We start from the raw sequence: 15,512 nt of genomic DNA on the forward strand, positions 1-15,512 counted from the left end.
AGTTAATAATTTATTTTTTGGTTAAAATACTAATTTCTGAATCAGTTAGTAAAGATATAGCATTTCTCGATCTAGTGAGGTACACCTATAGGGGTACGGCAGTGCCCATTGGTGTCAACTTAAGTTGGAAATAGCTTAACTGTTGGCTTCCATGCCCGCCCGGAAATAAATTTTCGGGCTAATAGGCTTAAGTCTACTGAAGTAGACTGGAGATTTTTGGCGATATTTAGTTATCTTCATCTGAAACTCCTTCAAAACCTCGTTTACAGCCTCCGGCTGGAAATGCCTCTCTTGCTGGCGCAAGAGAGGCGGAGCCTCAACGACGGGCGTTCCCAGTCGGAGACTAGGAATGAGGCAATCTAAAAGCTGTTTCTACGAATCACATTAAACTCACTAATGACTACTAGTTACTAAACTGAACTCAGTTGTTGTCTTTTCAGGATTAACTTCTGGACTATCAGCTTCAGAAGGTGGAACCAATTGCCAGAATTTCGGTAAAAATTCTTGCCAGTTTTGCAGAATTTTCTTCGCCTTTGGTGAACCAGTGCGTTCTACATGATTTTGGATTAATTCTTGCAGTTGCTTTGCACCTACTTCGGTAATCACCCTCTGAATTTTGACAATTTCTGGGTTGACTAACTCGCGAAATGAGTCGTCTTCATCCAAGAAATATGCGAGTCCACCTGTCATGCCAGCAGCTACGTTACGTCCGACTTTGCCGAGGACAACAATCACACCACCTGTCATGTATTCACAGCAGTGATCCCCAGCGCCTTCAATTACTGCGACGCCTTTGGAGTTTCTCACAGCAAAGCGTTCTCCTGCTAAACCGTTGGCAAATAACACGCCACCCGTAGCACCATAGAGGCAGGTATTGCCAACTATCACATTTTGTGATGGGTTATAGGTAGCATCAGTTGGAGGTTTGATAATGATTTCACCACCATGCATCCCTTTACCTACATAGTCGTTTGCTTCTCCTTCCAGGCTGAGAATTATGCCTGGGAGGTTGAAAGCACCAAAGCTTTGCCCAACACTACCTGTAAAGTTGAGATTAATTTGTCCTTCAAAGCCGCTGTCACCGTATTGAGAAGCGATCGCACCTGCTAATCTTGTGCCTACTGTTCTGTCAGTATTGATAATTGGGTAAGTCTTAGTAGCAGTAGACTGATTCCTAATGGCAGCCTGAATATCTTCATCGGCAAGAAACTTGTCATCTAAAACCACGCCGTTGCTGTGAACTTCTTCATGCACCAACCAGCTACGATTGTCTTTGCTATTTGGTAGCTGAAGTAAACAGTCGAGATTCAGCGATCGCGTTTTGGTGAGTTTTGCTTCTGGGCGCAGTTTCAGCAAATCTGCACGCCCAATGATTTCTGATAAAGAACGGTAGCCAAGTTGGGCTAACAAACTACGCACTTCTTCGGCAATGAAATAGAAGAAGTTGACAACTTGTTCGGGTATTCCCGTAAACCGCTTACGGAGTTCTTCTTTCTGGGTAGCAACACCCTTCGGGCAGGTATTCAGGTGGCAAACTCGCGCCATGATACAGCCTTCAGCAATCATGGCGACGGAGCCGAAACCAAATTCTTCACCGCCCATCAATGCACCTATTACCACATCCCAGCCACTCTTAAATCCGCCATCTACGCGTAAGATCGCGCGATCGCGCAAGCCATTTTCCATCAAAACGCGATGCACTTCACTTAAACCGAGTTCCCACGGTGAACCAGCGTGTTTAATCGAACTAAGTGGCGATGCACCTGTACCACCATCATGACCGGAAATCTGAATGATATCAGCGTTGGCCTTCGCTACACCAGCTGCGATCGTGCCAATGCCAACTTCTGATACTAGCTTCACTGACACCTTTGCTTTGGGATTAATTTGGTGCAGATCAAAAATCAGTTGTGCTAGGTCTTCAATTGAATAGATATCGTGGTGTGGTGGTGGTGAAATCAGTGTCACACCTGGCTTCGAGCGTCTTAACATCGCAATGTATTGGCTCACCTTTGGCCCTGGCAGTTGTCCACCTTCCCCAGGTTTAGCACCTTGGGCAATTTTGATTTCAATTTGTTTGGCGTTAACTAGATACGCTGGGGTAACACCAAAGCGTCCCGATGCAACTTGCTTAATGGCACTGTAAGCTCGATCGCCATTTCGCAATCCTTTTAAATGAGGTAGGGTTGGCGAGTGACCAGACTCGTCTACATCATCTAAAACTGTGTAGCGCACTGGATCTTCACCGCCTTCTCCAGAATTGGATTTACCGCCGATGCGGTTCATGGCGATCGCTAAAGTTTCATGGGCTTCTCTTGACAAAGCGCCTAAAGACATGCCACCGGTGCAGAAGCGTTTGACTATTTCATATATCGATTCCACTTCTTCTAGAGGAACTGAAGGGCGATCGCCTTGGAAGTCTAGTAAATCCCGCAAGGCTGTTACTGGTCTACCTTGGAGGTGCTTTTTGTAAACTTCGTAGTGGTCGTAGCCGTTGCCATCTAGAGCTTTATGCAGCGCCTTCACCATTTCTGGGCTATTGCTATGGTATTCGCCACCAGGACGGTATTGCACAAAGCCCAGGTTTTCTAACTTCGTAGTCGTCAGTTCTGGGAAAGCCTTGCTATGGAAGGAAAGCACTTCATCAGCGAGTTCACTCACACTCAAACCACCGATGCGGGAAGTCGTACCACGGAATCCCAATTGGATTAAATCTCCACCGATGCCAATAGCTTCAAAGATTTGGGCTGCTTGATAGCTGGAGAGTAGAGAAATTCCCATTTTGGAGAGAATTTTTAGCAAACCTGATTCCACTGATTTGCGATAGTTTCCTAAAGCTTGTTCTAGGGTGAGGGTGGGAATTTTTTGCACACCCATTAACTTTTGAGTTTTGGGATCAGACCACCAATCACGCACCGTATCTAAAGCCATATAAGGGCAAACTGCGCCAGCACCATAGCCAATGAGACAAGCAAAGTGATGGGTACTCCAGCATTGAGCAGTATTGACAATCAGGGATGTTTTCATTCGCAACCCTTCCCGAATCAGGTGGTGATGCACTGCACCTACTGCTAATAAGGGAGGAATGTAGGTATATTCTGTGTTGATACTGTCATTGACACCATCGCTTAATATTAAAATCTTTGCACCTGCCCGGACTGACTCAGCGGCTTGTGCTTGTAAAGACTCCACAGCAGCTTTCAATCCTTCTGGTCCATTGGCGATCGCAAATAAGGTTGATAACTCAGCCGTGGCAAATCCTGACAGCTTAATCGCCTCTAGTTCATCATCAGTCAATACTGGCGATTCAAGTTTCAATCTCCGGGCATATTCTGCCTTGGGTTCTAATAAGTTACCCCGTTCACCCAGTTCGACTTTCAGAGACATGACTAACTTTTCGCGCAGGGGATCGATCGCTGGGTTCGTCACCTGAGCAAAGCGCTGTTTGAAATAGTCATAAAGCAAGTGGGGCTTTTCTGACAGCACCGCTAAGGGAATATCATCACCCATGCAGAAAGTTGGTTCCGAACCTGCGATCGCCATTGGATGAATCACCATTTCTACATCTTCTGTGGTGTAGCCAAAGGCAGTTTGACGCTGAAGTAAGGTTTGCTTGTCAATAGTTAATTGTCCTTGGTCATTTGTCAATTGTGCTTTGCCGTTGCCATTTCCTAATGACGAATGACTAATGACTAATGACTTTAATTCTTGACGGTGTTGTTGCAGCCATTCTCCATAAGGGTGCTGCTTGGCGATGCGCCCCTTTATATCCCAATTCTTCAGCACTTCCTGATTTTCTAAATCTACGGCAATCATTTGCCCTGGGCCGAGTCTACCTTTCTCGACAATATCGGCTTCTGGGAAGTCCACCACACCAGCTTCCGAAGCTACAACAATGTAATCATCTTTGGTGATCAAGTAACGAGCGGGTCTTAAACCATTACGATCTAGAGTCGCACCAACTTTTTTACCATCGCTGAATACTAAAAGTGCTGGTCCGTCCCATGCTTCTTGCAAACCACTGTAATATTCGTAGAAATCAACAATTTCTGGATATTCACGTAAAGAAGGCTGATTTTGGTAAGCCTCTGGAACCATAATCATTAAAGCTTCCAAGGGGGTGCGTCCAGAGCAAACCAGCAATTCCACTACATTGTCCAGGGTAGCTGAATCGCTGTTATCAATATGAACTAGTGGCTTGAGTTCCTGGATGCGATCGTTCCACACTGGATGATTCAGTCCAGCTTCTCGTGCCATCATCCAGTTGATGTTACCCAATAAGGTATTGATTTCGCCGTTGTGACCCAAAAGCCGCATCGGTTGGGCTAGGGGCCACTTAGGCATCGTATTGGTACTAAAGCGGCGATGATAGACAGCAAAGGCACTTTTGTAAGCTGGATTTTTTAAATCGTCATAAAAGCTGCCTAAAATAGCAGAACGCACCATGCCTTTGTAGACAATTGTGCGACTTGATAACGAACAGATATAAAATTCTTCTGAAATTTTGGTTGCAATTTTACTAATTCGGCGGCGGGTAATATACAACTGCCGTTCCAATTCATCGCCGCTTTTGTCAACAGAAGCTAACAAAACTTGTTCAATTTGGGGTTGATTTTCTCTTGCTTGTATCCCCAGTAAATGAGATTGCACTGGCACTACTCGCCAACCCAATACAATCAATTTTTCTTCAGCAGCTACTTGCTCAACAGTCGCCCTAGCTTTTTGTGCTGCTTCTTGGTCTTGTGGTAGAAATATCATCCCCACAGCTATATTATCAGTGGATGGAAATTCCTTCCCCCTTTGGGCAAAGTCTTGTTGGAACAACTCCCAAGGTATTGCTGTCAACACTCCTGCACCATCACCAGAGTCTCGATCGGCGCTACAACCTCCCCGATGTTCTAAGCAGGTTAAAGCAGCTAAAGCTTTTTTGACAATTTCGTGGCTGGTATGATTCTGGCGATGAGCAATAAAACCTACACCACAGGCATCTCGTTCCTCTACTAACCACTTTTGCCCCTGATAGGTATCTCTTGAGTTGATATCCGCTGTGATTTCCTGGTCTTGATTCATCGGTTGATTATTCATACCCTGTTCCTGAAGTATTGAGTTACCAATTTTGCCACTTACGGGAAAAATTTTCTAAATTCCGCGATGGAGAAATATATAAGCACCGAAATTTAGGGAAAAAAAATTTTAACTTCGGTTTTACTTTCGTCGTTCACCCGTGTTAAAATAATTGCGTATTGTTTATGTATTTATGCGGTGTTAGACAAGCTACCTCAGCCAAGACATTATTTTTGCCCTGACAGTTTCTTTTTTATATTGTGATGCTAAGTATTTTCTCAATCCCCTCTTTCCAGATGCACGCTACTTACTCATAGAGCCTTCAATTTTAAGGCTTTACTATGTCTTAAAGCCGAAATCATCCCGATCCAGCAATAAAATCAGCGTATTACAATATATACCCATTTGACAATTCCCAAATATTGTTGTTGTCTAGAGTTTTGCTGCTTACCACTTGCCACATATATTACTATTGATCCTACCTAACTGATAGTAGCAACGCTCAGTCAGGATTAAATATCTTAATCCAGTTTTGATAACCAAAACTACCGTGTAGAGTATGGTTAGAATTAGTGCCAGTTAAAACACTTGATTGCAGTGGCTTTGGCGTCTAAATAAATTAGTTAATGTTTATAAGAGATAACTATCCAATATATAGATTACCATATTTATTCAAAAATAAAGTCATGTTTTCTTTATATTTGCCAATAATTAGTTTAGTTTATACCTTGGGTGATAGTTTTCAAAAATACCTAGTAAATTATGGTAAAAATGCCGAATTATTCCCAATCAGGGATTAGTGATAGCTCCGCCAACGCCAAGGGCGAACGCAAATTTTTTCGAGCTACTGTGTCACCAATACTGTTGACACTACTGTGTTTAATTACTGCCTATCCTATCAACGCCCAGGAGTCCCCAAAAACCACCAAATCAACACCTAAGTTAATCTCACAGTCACCTGCACCTCCCTCAACAGGTGTGGCATCCTCTGGCAATCAAATTTCCCTCAATGGTCGTACTTTACCAGGAACTTGGTTGCAGCAACCAGGAAAATCTGGTCAGGTGACAACTCATCTCAGTGACGGAGCATTCAGGCAATTAATTGGAGTAAATTTCTTAAACAGTAGTAATTCAGCCAAGCAACCAATACAGTGGTTTTCGTCGGTGACAACGCCACAGGTATTAACTGCTAGGCTACTAGGAGCATATCGCTATCTGGATATTACTAATTTTGCTCAAACATCGGGATGGCAAATTCAGGTTAATGGTAACACTTTGATGATTGCTACCCCCAAAACACAAATCACAAATATTGTTCAGAGCCAGGAACCTCCAAAAGCGAGTGCGCCTTTGCAACAGACTCGGATGCTTGTCAATTTAGATCGTCCTACTCCCTGGCAAGTTGCACAAGGTTCTGCGATCGCCAAACCGCAAACTCCATCTTCTGATCCAGACACGCCAACCCCAAAATCCACCACACCACCAAATCGAGAGTGGACAGTTACCCTGGATGGAATAGCCGATCCCGTTTTGATAGAACGCTATACCCCGAAGCCACCAGCAGCACCACCAACATTACTGCCAAATCTGCTCAAACAATTATTACCAGCTACACCAACAGAACCAATACCATCACCCCCTGAACCACTGATTCAAAAGGTGGAGGTGGTGAAAAACCAAACAATTATTAGTCTGAGCGTTCCCTTTGGACTATCGCCTCAAGTTAGTACTGTCGCTAACCCCAATCGCCTGATTATCGATATTCGACCCGATCCTTTAGAAGAGCGGGATATTACTTGGGCCCCAGGATTGCGCTGGCGGCAACATTATGTCAACTTGGGCACAGAACGCTTTCCAGTGGTCTGGCTAGAAGTTAATCCCCGCAAATTTGGTCTAACCTTGAAACCGATGTGGGCTAGTACTGATGGGCTTGCGGGTACTGCTCCCTTAATTCAAACAGCCCAACGTTACTTAGCTGTCGCTGGAATTAATGGTGGTTATTTTAACCGCAATAATAGATTGCCATTGGGTGCGATTCGTCGGGATAATCAATGGTTATCAGGCCCCATTTTGAATCGAGGTGCGATCGCTTGGAATGATTCAGGCCAATTTTACTTTGGTCGTCTCACCTTAGAAGAAACTTTAATCGCAGCAAATGACCAGCGTCTACCAATTCTGTTTCTTAACAGCGGTTACGTTCAGAGTGGAATTGCTCGTTATACTCCAGCTTGGGGATCAACTTACACACCCCTGACGGATAACGAAATTATCTTAGTAGTACAGAAAGACCAAATTACTCAACAGTTACCAGGCGGCAAAGTTGGTGGCACAGCAGTTCCCATTCCCCAGGATGGCTACTTGCTAACCTTACGCGCTAACGCTACTAGTGCTGCCTCCCAGTTACCTATTGGAAGCACAGTAAGCATTTCCAGCGCCACTACTCCAGCTGATTTTAGTCGTTATCCCCACATTATCGGGGCTGGGCCGCTACTAGTCCAAAATCGTCAAATTGTCCTTGATGCCAAAAGCGAAAAATTCAGCAATGCCTTTATTGCCGAAAAAGCTATTCGTAGTGGTATTTGCACAACGGCAACAGGCACACTAATGATTACTGCCACCCATAATCGTGTCGGCGGTTATGGGCCTAATTTGGCAGAACACGCCCAATTAATGCAACTCATGGGCTGTGTGGATGCCCTAAATTTGGACGGCGGTAGTTCTACCAGCCTTTATTTAGGAGGGCAATTACTCGATCGATCGCCTAGTACCGCCGCTCGTGTTCATAACGGAATTGGTATTTTCCTACAACCACGAAAATAAGGTAATAGAAAAAACTCAATCCCCAGTCCCCAGTCCCCAATCCCCAATCACTTTTTAAAGTTTAGAACAAGCTGCCATTTTGCTTGATGAAGACTTGGTGTAAACATCAGAATTTTAGTAGTGATAGTTTACACCATCAGGTTTGATTTTGCTATGTTTATCAAAGTGCGACAAAATTGCTGATTTTCAAGGTTGCAAGATAACGCCAGATTTTTTATCAATAGTTAAGAGTACCAACGGTTTGTTATGTCTTCAAATGAGGTAACTATGGCTCGATATCAAGAAACTACACAGACTGAAACTCTACACCTACCTCCAGTCATCACTTCTAGGGGCGTTGCTGCAACTGAATTACGTCCTTGGGGTGCTTTTACAGTTTTGGAAGAAGGGCGCGGATACAAAATTAAGCGCATCGAAGTTAAGCCCGGACACCGCCTCAGTCTACAGATGCACCATCACCGCAGTGAACATTGGATTGTTGTCTCTGGTACAGCTAGAGTAGTTTGTGGGGAGAAAGAAGTCTTACTGAGTAATAATGAGTCAACTTATGTACCCCAATGTACATCTCATCGTTTAGAGAATCCTGGCGTGATTCCCTTGGTGTTGATTGAAGTCCAAAATGGCGAATACTTGGGAGAAGATGATATTATCCGCTACCAAGATGACTATGCTCGTACCAAAGATTAAAAGCAGAAGAACGCTATTAAAGCTTTAATCTCAAAGCTAATTCGTGTAAACCTTCTTTGTAAACGAACTACTACACCCCAGAAGTCCCTACCTAGTTAAGGTGGGGGCTGAAATATGTTAGTGTTATAAATGTAGTAATAGCGATCGCGCTCATGCCTCAGATAATTTAGAATTTTGCACAAGCAAGAGTCAACCCATCTGTAAAATGGAAGATGGGGTATTCAATTGCAAAAAACGAGTTCCATGATTCATCTGAGTCAAGCAGCCGTGAGTGAAATTGGGCGGATAAAGTCCAAACAACAGCCAAATGTCTTGTTTCGATTGGCAGTAAAACCAGGTGGTTGTTCCGGGTTATTTTATGATATGTCCTTCGATGAAGCAATAAAAGTTGGCGACCAGGTTTTCGACTTGGATGAAATTCAAGTAGTTATAGATGCCACAAGCTTAAATTACCTCAACGGTTTGAGGGTGGATTATTCAGAAGACTTAATGGGTGGTGGTTTTCGCTTCCACAATCCCCAGGCGATCGCTACTTGTGGCTGTGGCAATTCCTTTTCCTTAAGTCATTAGTGATTGAGCATTAGTCAAAAAACAGATGTTCAATCACTAAGGAAAAATCACAATTGACATAAAGCCGTAAAAAAAGATATAATCAGGATTTGTTAAAACTTAGACCATAAGCAGCTTTACGACGCTGTAACTCATGCCAACAATACAGCAGCTAATACGAACTGAGCGCGAACAAGCGCGTCAGAAAACCAAGTCCCCTGCTCTGAAGCAATGCCCCCAACGTCGGGGAGTTTGTACCAGAGTATACACGACCACACCAAAAAAGCCTAACTCAGCCCTACGTAAAGTAGCAAGAGTCAGACTTACCTCTGGATTTGAAGTTACAGCTTACATTCCAGGCATTGGTCACAACTTACAAGAACACTCAGTTGTGATGATTCGTGGCGGTCGGGTTAAGGATCTACCAGGCGTGAGATACCACATTATCCGTGGCACCCTAGATACAGCCGGAGTCAAAGACCGCAAGCAAGGCCGTTCCAAGTATGGAACCAAGCGGCCTAAAGAAGCGAAAAAATAGGATTAGGCGATTAATCGCATCCAACACGATTAATCGTCTACCTTAAAAGCATCGCCGTCTGTGTTCTAACAGCAATTATGTCTGTTTAAAAAAATCAAGCAAGCTACACCTACACTAAGCGAGCAAGTGTAGAAGTTCTGAAGAGAAGGTTGTAACTGACAGCGAATTTCTCATCTGAACATTAAAGTTTATAATCTTGTCGCCTTGAGTATTTAGTTGCAGGTAGCAAGTCAATGAATTTTAGATTTTAGATTTGCGATAGCGTAGCGTTAGCGAGTTATCGAGCGTCTTTTGGATTAGCTGAACCCACAAGGGAATTAGGCTTACAGACTTTTGATTTGTTCAGATCCTTGAGATCGGAATATATACCGAAAACTTTTAATCCAAAATTCAAAATCCAAAATCCAAAATTGGCAGTCAATAAGTCAGCCTTGCTGCAACGGTCGAAAAAATTGAGGAAGTCTGAGGGTTGGGTTCTACCGCTTTTAGTTTCCGGTGTCTGATAGCATATAATTTCGTTGCCAATTCCGAATTAAAGGTGAAGTATGTCTCGTCGTGGTGTTATTCAAAGGCGCCCAGTTCCGTCTGACTCTGTATATAACAGTCGCCTTGTCAGCATGATTATCAGACGGATTATGCGTCATGGCAAGAAATCGCTTGCCGCACGCATTGTTTATGATGCCTTAAAAACTATTGAAGAACGCACTGGTGCTGGTGCCTTAGAAACATTTGAAAGAGCAGTGCGAAATGCCACGCCTTTAGTAGAAGTGAAGGCCCGGCGAGTTGGTGGAGCAACCTACCAAGTACCAATGGAAGTGCGTACAGAACGGGGCACTACCCTAGCACTGCGTTGGTTAGTGCAATATTCCCGCTCAAGACCAGGCCGGACAATGGCTAGCAAATTGGCAAATGAGTTAATGGATGCTGCTAACGAAACTGGCAATGCCATTCGCAAACGTGAAGAAACACACCGGATGGCGGAAGCTAACAAAGCATTTGCCCACTATCGTTACTAAGTAAAAAAGCGATATATCGCCTTGCCGAAGCGGTATATCGTGGATTTACAAAAAGAAGACGGTTTTCCGTAAAAGTATAGAATCTTAACAAAGAGTAATATACAAGATATCATGAGGCAAAAACTATAGGAGGTAGCTGTGGCACGCACGATCCCGCTAGAGAAAGTACGCAACATTGGTATTGCGGCGCATATAGATGCGGGCAAAACAACAACAACAGAGAGAATATTATTTTACTCTGGGATAATTCATAAAATTGGCGAAGTTCACGAAGGAACTGCCGTCACAGACTGGATGGAGCAAGAGCGGGAACGGGGAATTACCATTACTGCCGCTGCTATCAGTACCAGCTGGAAAGATCATCAAATTAACATTATCGATACTCCGGGTCACGTAGACTTCACAATTGAAGTTGAGCGCTCCATGCGCGTATTGGATGGTGTAATCGCAGTATTTTGTTCTGTGGGCGGCGTGCAACCGCAGTCTGAAACAGTGTGGCGGCAAGCAGAACGCTACAAAGTTCCTCGGATCGCCTTTATCAACAAGATGGATCGCACCGGAGCGAACTTTTATAAAGTTCACGAGCAAATTCGCGATCGCCTGCGGGCAAATGCGATCGCCATTCAACTACCAATTGGTAGTGAAAACGACTTCCGAGGTATTGTTGACCTAGTACGGCAACGTGCGTATATTTACGCTAATGACCAAGGAACTGATATTCAGGAAACTGATATCCCAGAAGAACTACAAGCGCAGGTAGACGAATTCCGTACCAAGCTAATAGAAGCTGCGGCAGAAACCGATGATGCTCTAATGGCTAAGTACTTTGATGGCGAAGAACTTACAGAACAGGAAGTTCGGACTGCCCTACGTAAAGGCACAATTGCGGGGACAATTGTGCCAGTACTTTGCGGTTCGGCATTCAAAAACAAAGGCGTGCAATTGATGCTGGATGCCGTTGTCGATTACCTGCCAGCGCCAAGTGAAGTACCGCCAATTCAAGGCTTACTGCCAAATGGCGATACTGTTGAGCGGCGGGCTGATGACAACGAACCCCTAGCAGCTCTGGCATTCAAGATTATGGCTGACCCTTATGGTCGCCTGACATTTGTTCGTGTTTATTCTGGTGTCCTGAAGAAGGGCAGCTACGTTCTCAACGCTAGTAAGAATAAAAAAGAACGGATTTCCCGCTTAGTTCTCATGAAGGCAGACGATCGGCAAGATGTCGATGAACTGCGAGCGGGTGATTTGGGAGCAGCCCTGGGATTGAAAGACACCTTGACAGGTGACACCCTCTGTGATGATGGATCGCCAGTAATTCTGGAATCACTATTCATTCCTGAGCCTGTAATCTCGGTAGCGGTTGAACCCAAAACCAAGAACGACATGGACAAGCTGTCCAAGGCTCTGCAATCTCTCTCAGAAGAAGACCCCACCTTCCGTGTCCGCGTCGATCCCGAAACAAACCAAACCGTGATCGCGGGGATGGGAGAGCTACACCTAGAAATTCTAGTAGACCGGATGTTACGAGAATTCAAGGTGGAAGCGAATGTAGGTGCGCCGCAAGTAGCTTACCGAGAAACAATTCGGAAAGCTGTAAACAAAGTTGAGGGCAAATTCATCCGCCAAAGTGGTGGTAAGGGTCAATACGGTCACGTTGTGATCAATTTGGAGCCTGGAGAACCTGGTACTGGCTTTGAGTTCGTTTCTAAAATTGCTGGCGGTTCAGTACCTAAAGAGTATGTTGGCCCCGCAGAACAAGGAATGAAAGAAAGCTGCGAATCCGGTGTTCTCGCTGGATATCCATTGATTGACGTTAAAGCGACGCTAATTGATGGGTCATACCACGATGTAGACTCTTCGGAAATGGCTTTTAAAATCGCTGGTTCAATGGCGATGAAAGAGGCTGTGCTGAAAGCTTCACCCGTCCTCTTAGAGCCTATGATGAAAGTTGAGGTTGAAGTTCCTGAAGACTATATCGGGAACGTCATTGGCGACCTCATCGCCCGCCGGGGGCAAATTGAAAGCCAAAGCACCGAACAGGGACTTGCTAAGGTCGCATCCAAAGTTCCACTGGCGACCATGTTTGGCTACGCCACTGATATCCGGTCAAAAACGCAAGGTCGGGGTATCTTCACGATGGAGTTCAGCCACTACGAAGAGGTGCCTCGCAGCGTAGCTGAAACTATCATTGCAAAAAGCAAAGGGAACGCTTAGTTAAAATAAGGAAATGAGCATTCATGGCACGCGCAAAGTTTGAAAGAAATAAACCCCACCTCAATATTGGTACTATTGGCCACGTTGACCACGGTAAAACCACGTTAACAGCAGCCATTACTATGACCTTGGCAGCTCTTGGTCAAGCTACAGCTAAAGGCTACGATCAAATCGATAACGCGCCAGAAGAAAAAGCACGGGGTATTACCATCAATACCGCTCACGTTGAGTATGAAACCGAAACTCGGCACTATGCTCACGTAGACTGTCCAGGCCACGCTGACTATGTGAAGAACATGATCACCGGCGCGGCTCAGATGGATGGTGGCATCCTCGTAGTAGCTGCTACCGATGGGCCTATGCCCCAGACCCGCGAACACATTCTGTTAGCAAAACAGGTGGGTGTTCCCAGTCTGGTTGTATTCTTGAACAAAGAAGACTTAATGGATGACCCAGAACTCTTGGAACTAGTAGAACTAGAACTAAGAGAACTGTTAACCAGCTATGATTTCCCTGGCGATGATATCCCCATTATCAAAGGCTCTGGTCTGCAAGCTCTCGAAGCAATGACCAAGAATCCTAAGACCAAAAAAGGTGAAAATCCTTGGGTAGACAAAATCTACGAATTGATGGATGCTGTGGATTCTTTCATCCCCACTCCTGAGCGGGATGTTGATAAGCCCTTCCTGATGGCTGTAGAAGACGTGTTCACCATCACAGGTCGTGGTACTGTGGCGACTGGACGGATTGAACGCGGAAAAGTCAAGGTTGGCGATACTGTCGAGCTAATTGGTCTGAGAGACACTCGTAGTACCGCCGTCACCGGGATTGAAATGTTCAAGAAGAGCCTCGAAGAAGGTCTGGCTGGAGATAATGCAGGCGTACTACTGCGTGGTCTTAAAAAGGAAGATATTGAGCGCGGTATGGTGATAGCCAAACCAGGTTCAATTACACCTCACACTCAATTTGAAGGGGAAGTGTACGTCCTCACAGAAAAAGAAGGTGGCCGTAAGACTCCATTTTTCGCTGGCTACCGTCCCCAGTTCTATGTACGGACAACCGATGTAACTGGTACTATCAAAGGCTACACCTCTGATGAAGGTAAAGAAGTAGAAATGGTAATGCCAGGCGATCGCATTAAAGTGACAGTAGAATTGATCAACGCGATCGCTATTGAACAAGGAATGCGCTTCGCTATCCGCGAAGGTGGTCGCACCATCGGTGCTGGTGTTGTCTCCAAAATTTTGAAGTAGCACCTTTTTGCTCATAATGAAGGAGCAGAGATGGTATTTATTGTGCCTCTCTGCTCCTTTCTCTTCCCTTAATTAATTTTAGATTTTAGATTTTAGATTTTGGATTTAATCTAAAATCTAAAATCTAGAATCTAAAATCTCTAGAACCTGGAAAATTAAAGATGGCAACTCTACAGCAGCAGAAGATTAGAATTCGCTTACAAGCCTTTGATAGGCGCTTATTAGATACATCTTGCGAGAAGATTGTAGACACAGCTAACCGCACCAACGCTACAGCTATAGGCCCAATTCCTTTACCAACAAAACGCCGAATCTATTGTGTGCTGCGATCGCCTCACGTAGATAAAGATTCACGGGAACATTTTGAAACCCGTACTCATCGCCGGATTATTGACATTTACCAGCCCTCTTCTAAGACTATTGATGCCCTGATGAAATTGGATCTACCATCGGGTGTAGATATTGAAGTCAAACTTTAATTTAGTCATTAGTCATTGGTCATTTGTCATTGGCAAAGGACAAAGAACGAAGGACATTAGTATGAATATTTACACGGCCCTGAAGAAATATATCTCAGGGCTTTTCTTTAGCTAGGAAACAAATGATAGAATGTAGACAAAGTGCGGGAAAAGCAGAGAAAAATTATTTTTTAAGATTAAGTTTATACCAAAGTAACAATGACATCATCTTCTAAAATTGCAGTTCGCGAACTACCTCTGTTCCCGTTACCCGAAGTAGTTCTGTTTCCTACCAGGCCATTACCTCTGCACATCTTTGAATTTCGCTACCGAATCATGATGAACACGATTTTGGAGAGCGATCGCAGGTTCGGGGTTTTGATGTTCGATCCAGTCAAAGGTACAATTGCAAACACTGGTTGCTGTGCTGAAATCATTCATCACCAGCGGCTACCAGACGATCGGATCAAAATGATGACTTTAGGGCAGCAAAGATTTCGTGTATTAGAGTATGTTCGTGAAAAGCCATACCGCGTTGGTTTAGTGGAGTGGATTGAAGACCAACCACCAACTAAAGATTTGCGACCTTTATCTTCTGAAGTAGAACAACTGCTACGAGATGTTGTGCGTCTGTCAGCCAAGTTAACCGAACAAAATATCGAACTGCCAGAAGATTTACCCGATCTCCCAACAGAGTTATCCTATTGGGTAGCCAGTAACCTTTATGGTGTCGCCGCAGAGCAGCAGTTATTGCTAGAAATGCAAGATACTGTAACTCGTCTAGAGAGGGAAGCAGAAATTTTAACCTCTACTCGGAATCACTTGGCTGCTCGTGCTGTTCTCAAAGATACATTTAGTGAAAAGTGAGGGGTTAAGAGTTAGGAGTCACAAGTTAGGAGTTAGGAGTTAG

The 15,512-nt window shown here is 44.4% G+C and carries 10 protein-coding genes; 9 read left to right on the top strand and 1 reads right to left on the bottom strand.

Going from position 1 to position 15,512, the window contains the following annotated elements:
* Positions 1 to 393: 393 nt before the first annotated feature.
* Positions 394 to 5,085: a glutamate synthase large subunit gene (gltB, locus tag V7L31_RS28050; RefSeq protein ID WP_334699264.1), complete on the bottom strand. Its 4,692-nt coding sequence runs from the start codon at positions 5,083 to 5,085 to the stop codon at positions 394 to 396.
* A gap of 741 nt (positions 5,086 to 5,826) precedes the next feature.
* Between gltB and V7L31_RS28055 the strand changes: the two genes are divergently transcribed.
* The 9 genes from V7L31_RS28055 to V7L31_RS28095 all read left to right on the top strand — a co-directional run bounded on the left by V7L31_RS28055 (position 5,827) and on the right by V7L31_RS28095 (position 15,469).
* Complete coding sequence (locus V7L31_RS28055) at positions 5,827 to 7,884, top strand: phosphodiester glycosidase family protein (RefSeq protein WP_442944504.1); 2,058 nt, start codon at positions 5,827 to 5,829, stop codon at positions 7,882 to 7,884.
* A 267-nt stretch (positions 7,885 to 8,151) separates the two neighbouring features.
* The gene (locus V7L31_RS28060) at positions 8,152 to 8,571 is read left to right on the top strand and encodes a cupin domain-containing protein (protein ID WP_334699265.1); all 420 of its coding nucleotides are present in this window, start codon (positions 8,152 to 8,154) and stop codon (positions 8,569 to 8,571) included.
* Positions 8,572 to 8,814: 243 nt separating this feature from the next.
* The gene (locus tag V7L31_RS28065; RefSeq protein WP_292853756.1) at positions 8,815 to 9,141 is read left to right on the top strand and encodes a HesB/IscA family protein; all 327 of its coding nucleotides are present in this window, start codon (positions 8,815 to 8,817) and stop codon (positions 9,139 to 9,141) included.
* Between the two features lie 133 nt (positions 9,142 to 9,274).
* A complete protein-coding gene (rpsL, locus tag V7L31_RS28070) occupies positions 9,275 to 9,658 on the top strand; it encodes a 30S ribosomal protein S12 (protein ID WP_015214573.1) in 384 nt (127 codons plus the stop codon).
* 545 nt (positions 9,659 to 10,203) lie between these two features.
* Positions 10,204 to 10,674 (top strand): 30S ribosomal protein S7, encoded by a 471-nt coding sequence (gene rpsG / locus V7L31_RS28075; protein ID WP_069070112.1) that lies wholly within the window; start codon positions 10,204 to 10,206, stop codon positions 10,672 to 10,674.
* 138 nt (positions 10,675 to 10,812) lie between these two features.
* The gene (gene fusA / locus V7L31_RS28080; protein ID WP_179067582.1) at positions 10,813 to 12,891 is read left to right on the top strand and encodes an elongation factor G; all 2,079 of its coding nucleotides are present in this window, start codon (positions 10,813 to 10,815) and stop codon (positions 12,889 to 12,891) included.
* Positions 12,892 to 12,914: 23 nt separating this feature from the next.
* Positions 12,915 to 14,144 carry an elongation factor Tu gene (tuf, locus tag V7L31_RS28085; RefSeq protein WP_179067583.1) on the top strand — a complete coding sequence of 410 codons (1,230 nt, stop codon included), beginning with the start codon at positions 12,915 to 12,917 and terminating at the stop codon, positions 14,142 to 14,144.
* Positions 14,145 to 14,305: 161 nt separating this feature from the next.
* The gene (gene rpsJ, locus V7L31_RS28090; RefSeq protein WP_008232935.1) at positions 14,306 to 14,623 is read left to right on the top strand and encodes a 30S ribosomal protein S10; all 318 of its coding nucleotides are present in this window, start codon (positions 14,306 to 14,308) and stop codon (positions 14,621 to 14,623) included.
* A gap of 198 nt (positions 14,624 to 14,821) precedes the next feature.
* A complete protein-coding gene (locus V7L31_RS28095) occupies positions 14,822 to 15,469 on the top strand; it encodes an LON peptidase substrate-binding domain-containing protein (RefSeq protein ID WP_099099764.1) in 648 nt (215 codons plus the stop codon).
* The last annotated feature ends 43 nt before the right edge of the window (positions 15,470 to 15,512 follow it).

This window comes from Nostoc sp., assembly GCF_036916655.1.
In the GTDB taxonomy this organism is placed as follows: domain Bacteria; phylum Cyanobacteriota; class Cyanobacteriia; order Cyanobacteriales; family Nostocaceae; genus Nostoc.

What these genes read in the sequence shown, in the direction of transcription:
- tuf (WP_179067583.1), top strand. Translation starts at nt 12,915, where the DNA reads ATGGCACGCGCAAAGTTTGAAAGAAATAAACCCCACCTCAATATTGGT.
- V7L31_RS28060 (WP_334699265.1), top strand. Translation starts at nt 8,152, where the DNA reads ATGGCTCGATATCAAGAAACTACACAGACTGAAACTCTACACCTACCT.
- V7L31_RS28055 (WP_442944504.1), top strand. Translation starts at nt 5,827, where the DNA reads ATGGTAAAAATGCCGAATTATTCCCAATCAGGGATTAGTGATAGCTCC.
- rpsG (WP_069070112.1), top strand. Translation starts at nt 10,204, where the DNA reads ATGTCTCGTCGTGGTGTTATTCAAAGGCGCCCAGTTCCGTCTGACTCT.
- V7L31_RS28065 (WP_292853756.1), top strand. Translation starts at nt 8,815, where the DNA reads ATGATTCATCTGAGTCAAGCAGCCGTGAGTGAAATTGGGCGGATAAAG.
- rpsL (WP_015214573.1), top strand. Translation starts at nt 9,275, where the DNA reads ATGCCAACAATACAGCAGCTAATACGAACTGAGCGCGAACAAGCGCGT.
- rpsJ (WP_008232935.1), top strand. Translation starts at nt 14,306, where the DNA reads ATGGCAACTCTACAGCAGCAGAAGATTAGAATTCGCTTACAAGCCTTT.
- V7L31_RS28095 (WP_099099764.1), top strand. Translation starts at nt 14,822, where the DNA reads ATGACATCATCTTCTAAAATTGCAGTTCGCGAACTACCTCTGTTCCCG.
- gltB (WP_334699264.1), bottom strand. Translation starts at nt 5,085, where the DNA reads ATGAATAATCAACCGATGAATCAAGACCAGGAAATCACAGCGGATATC.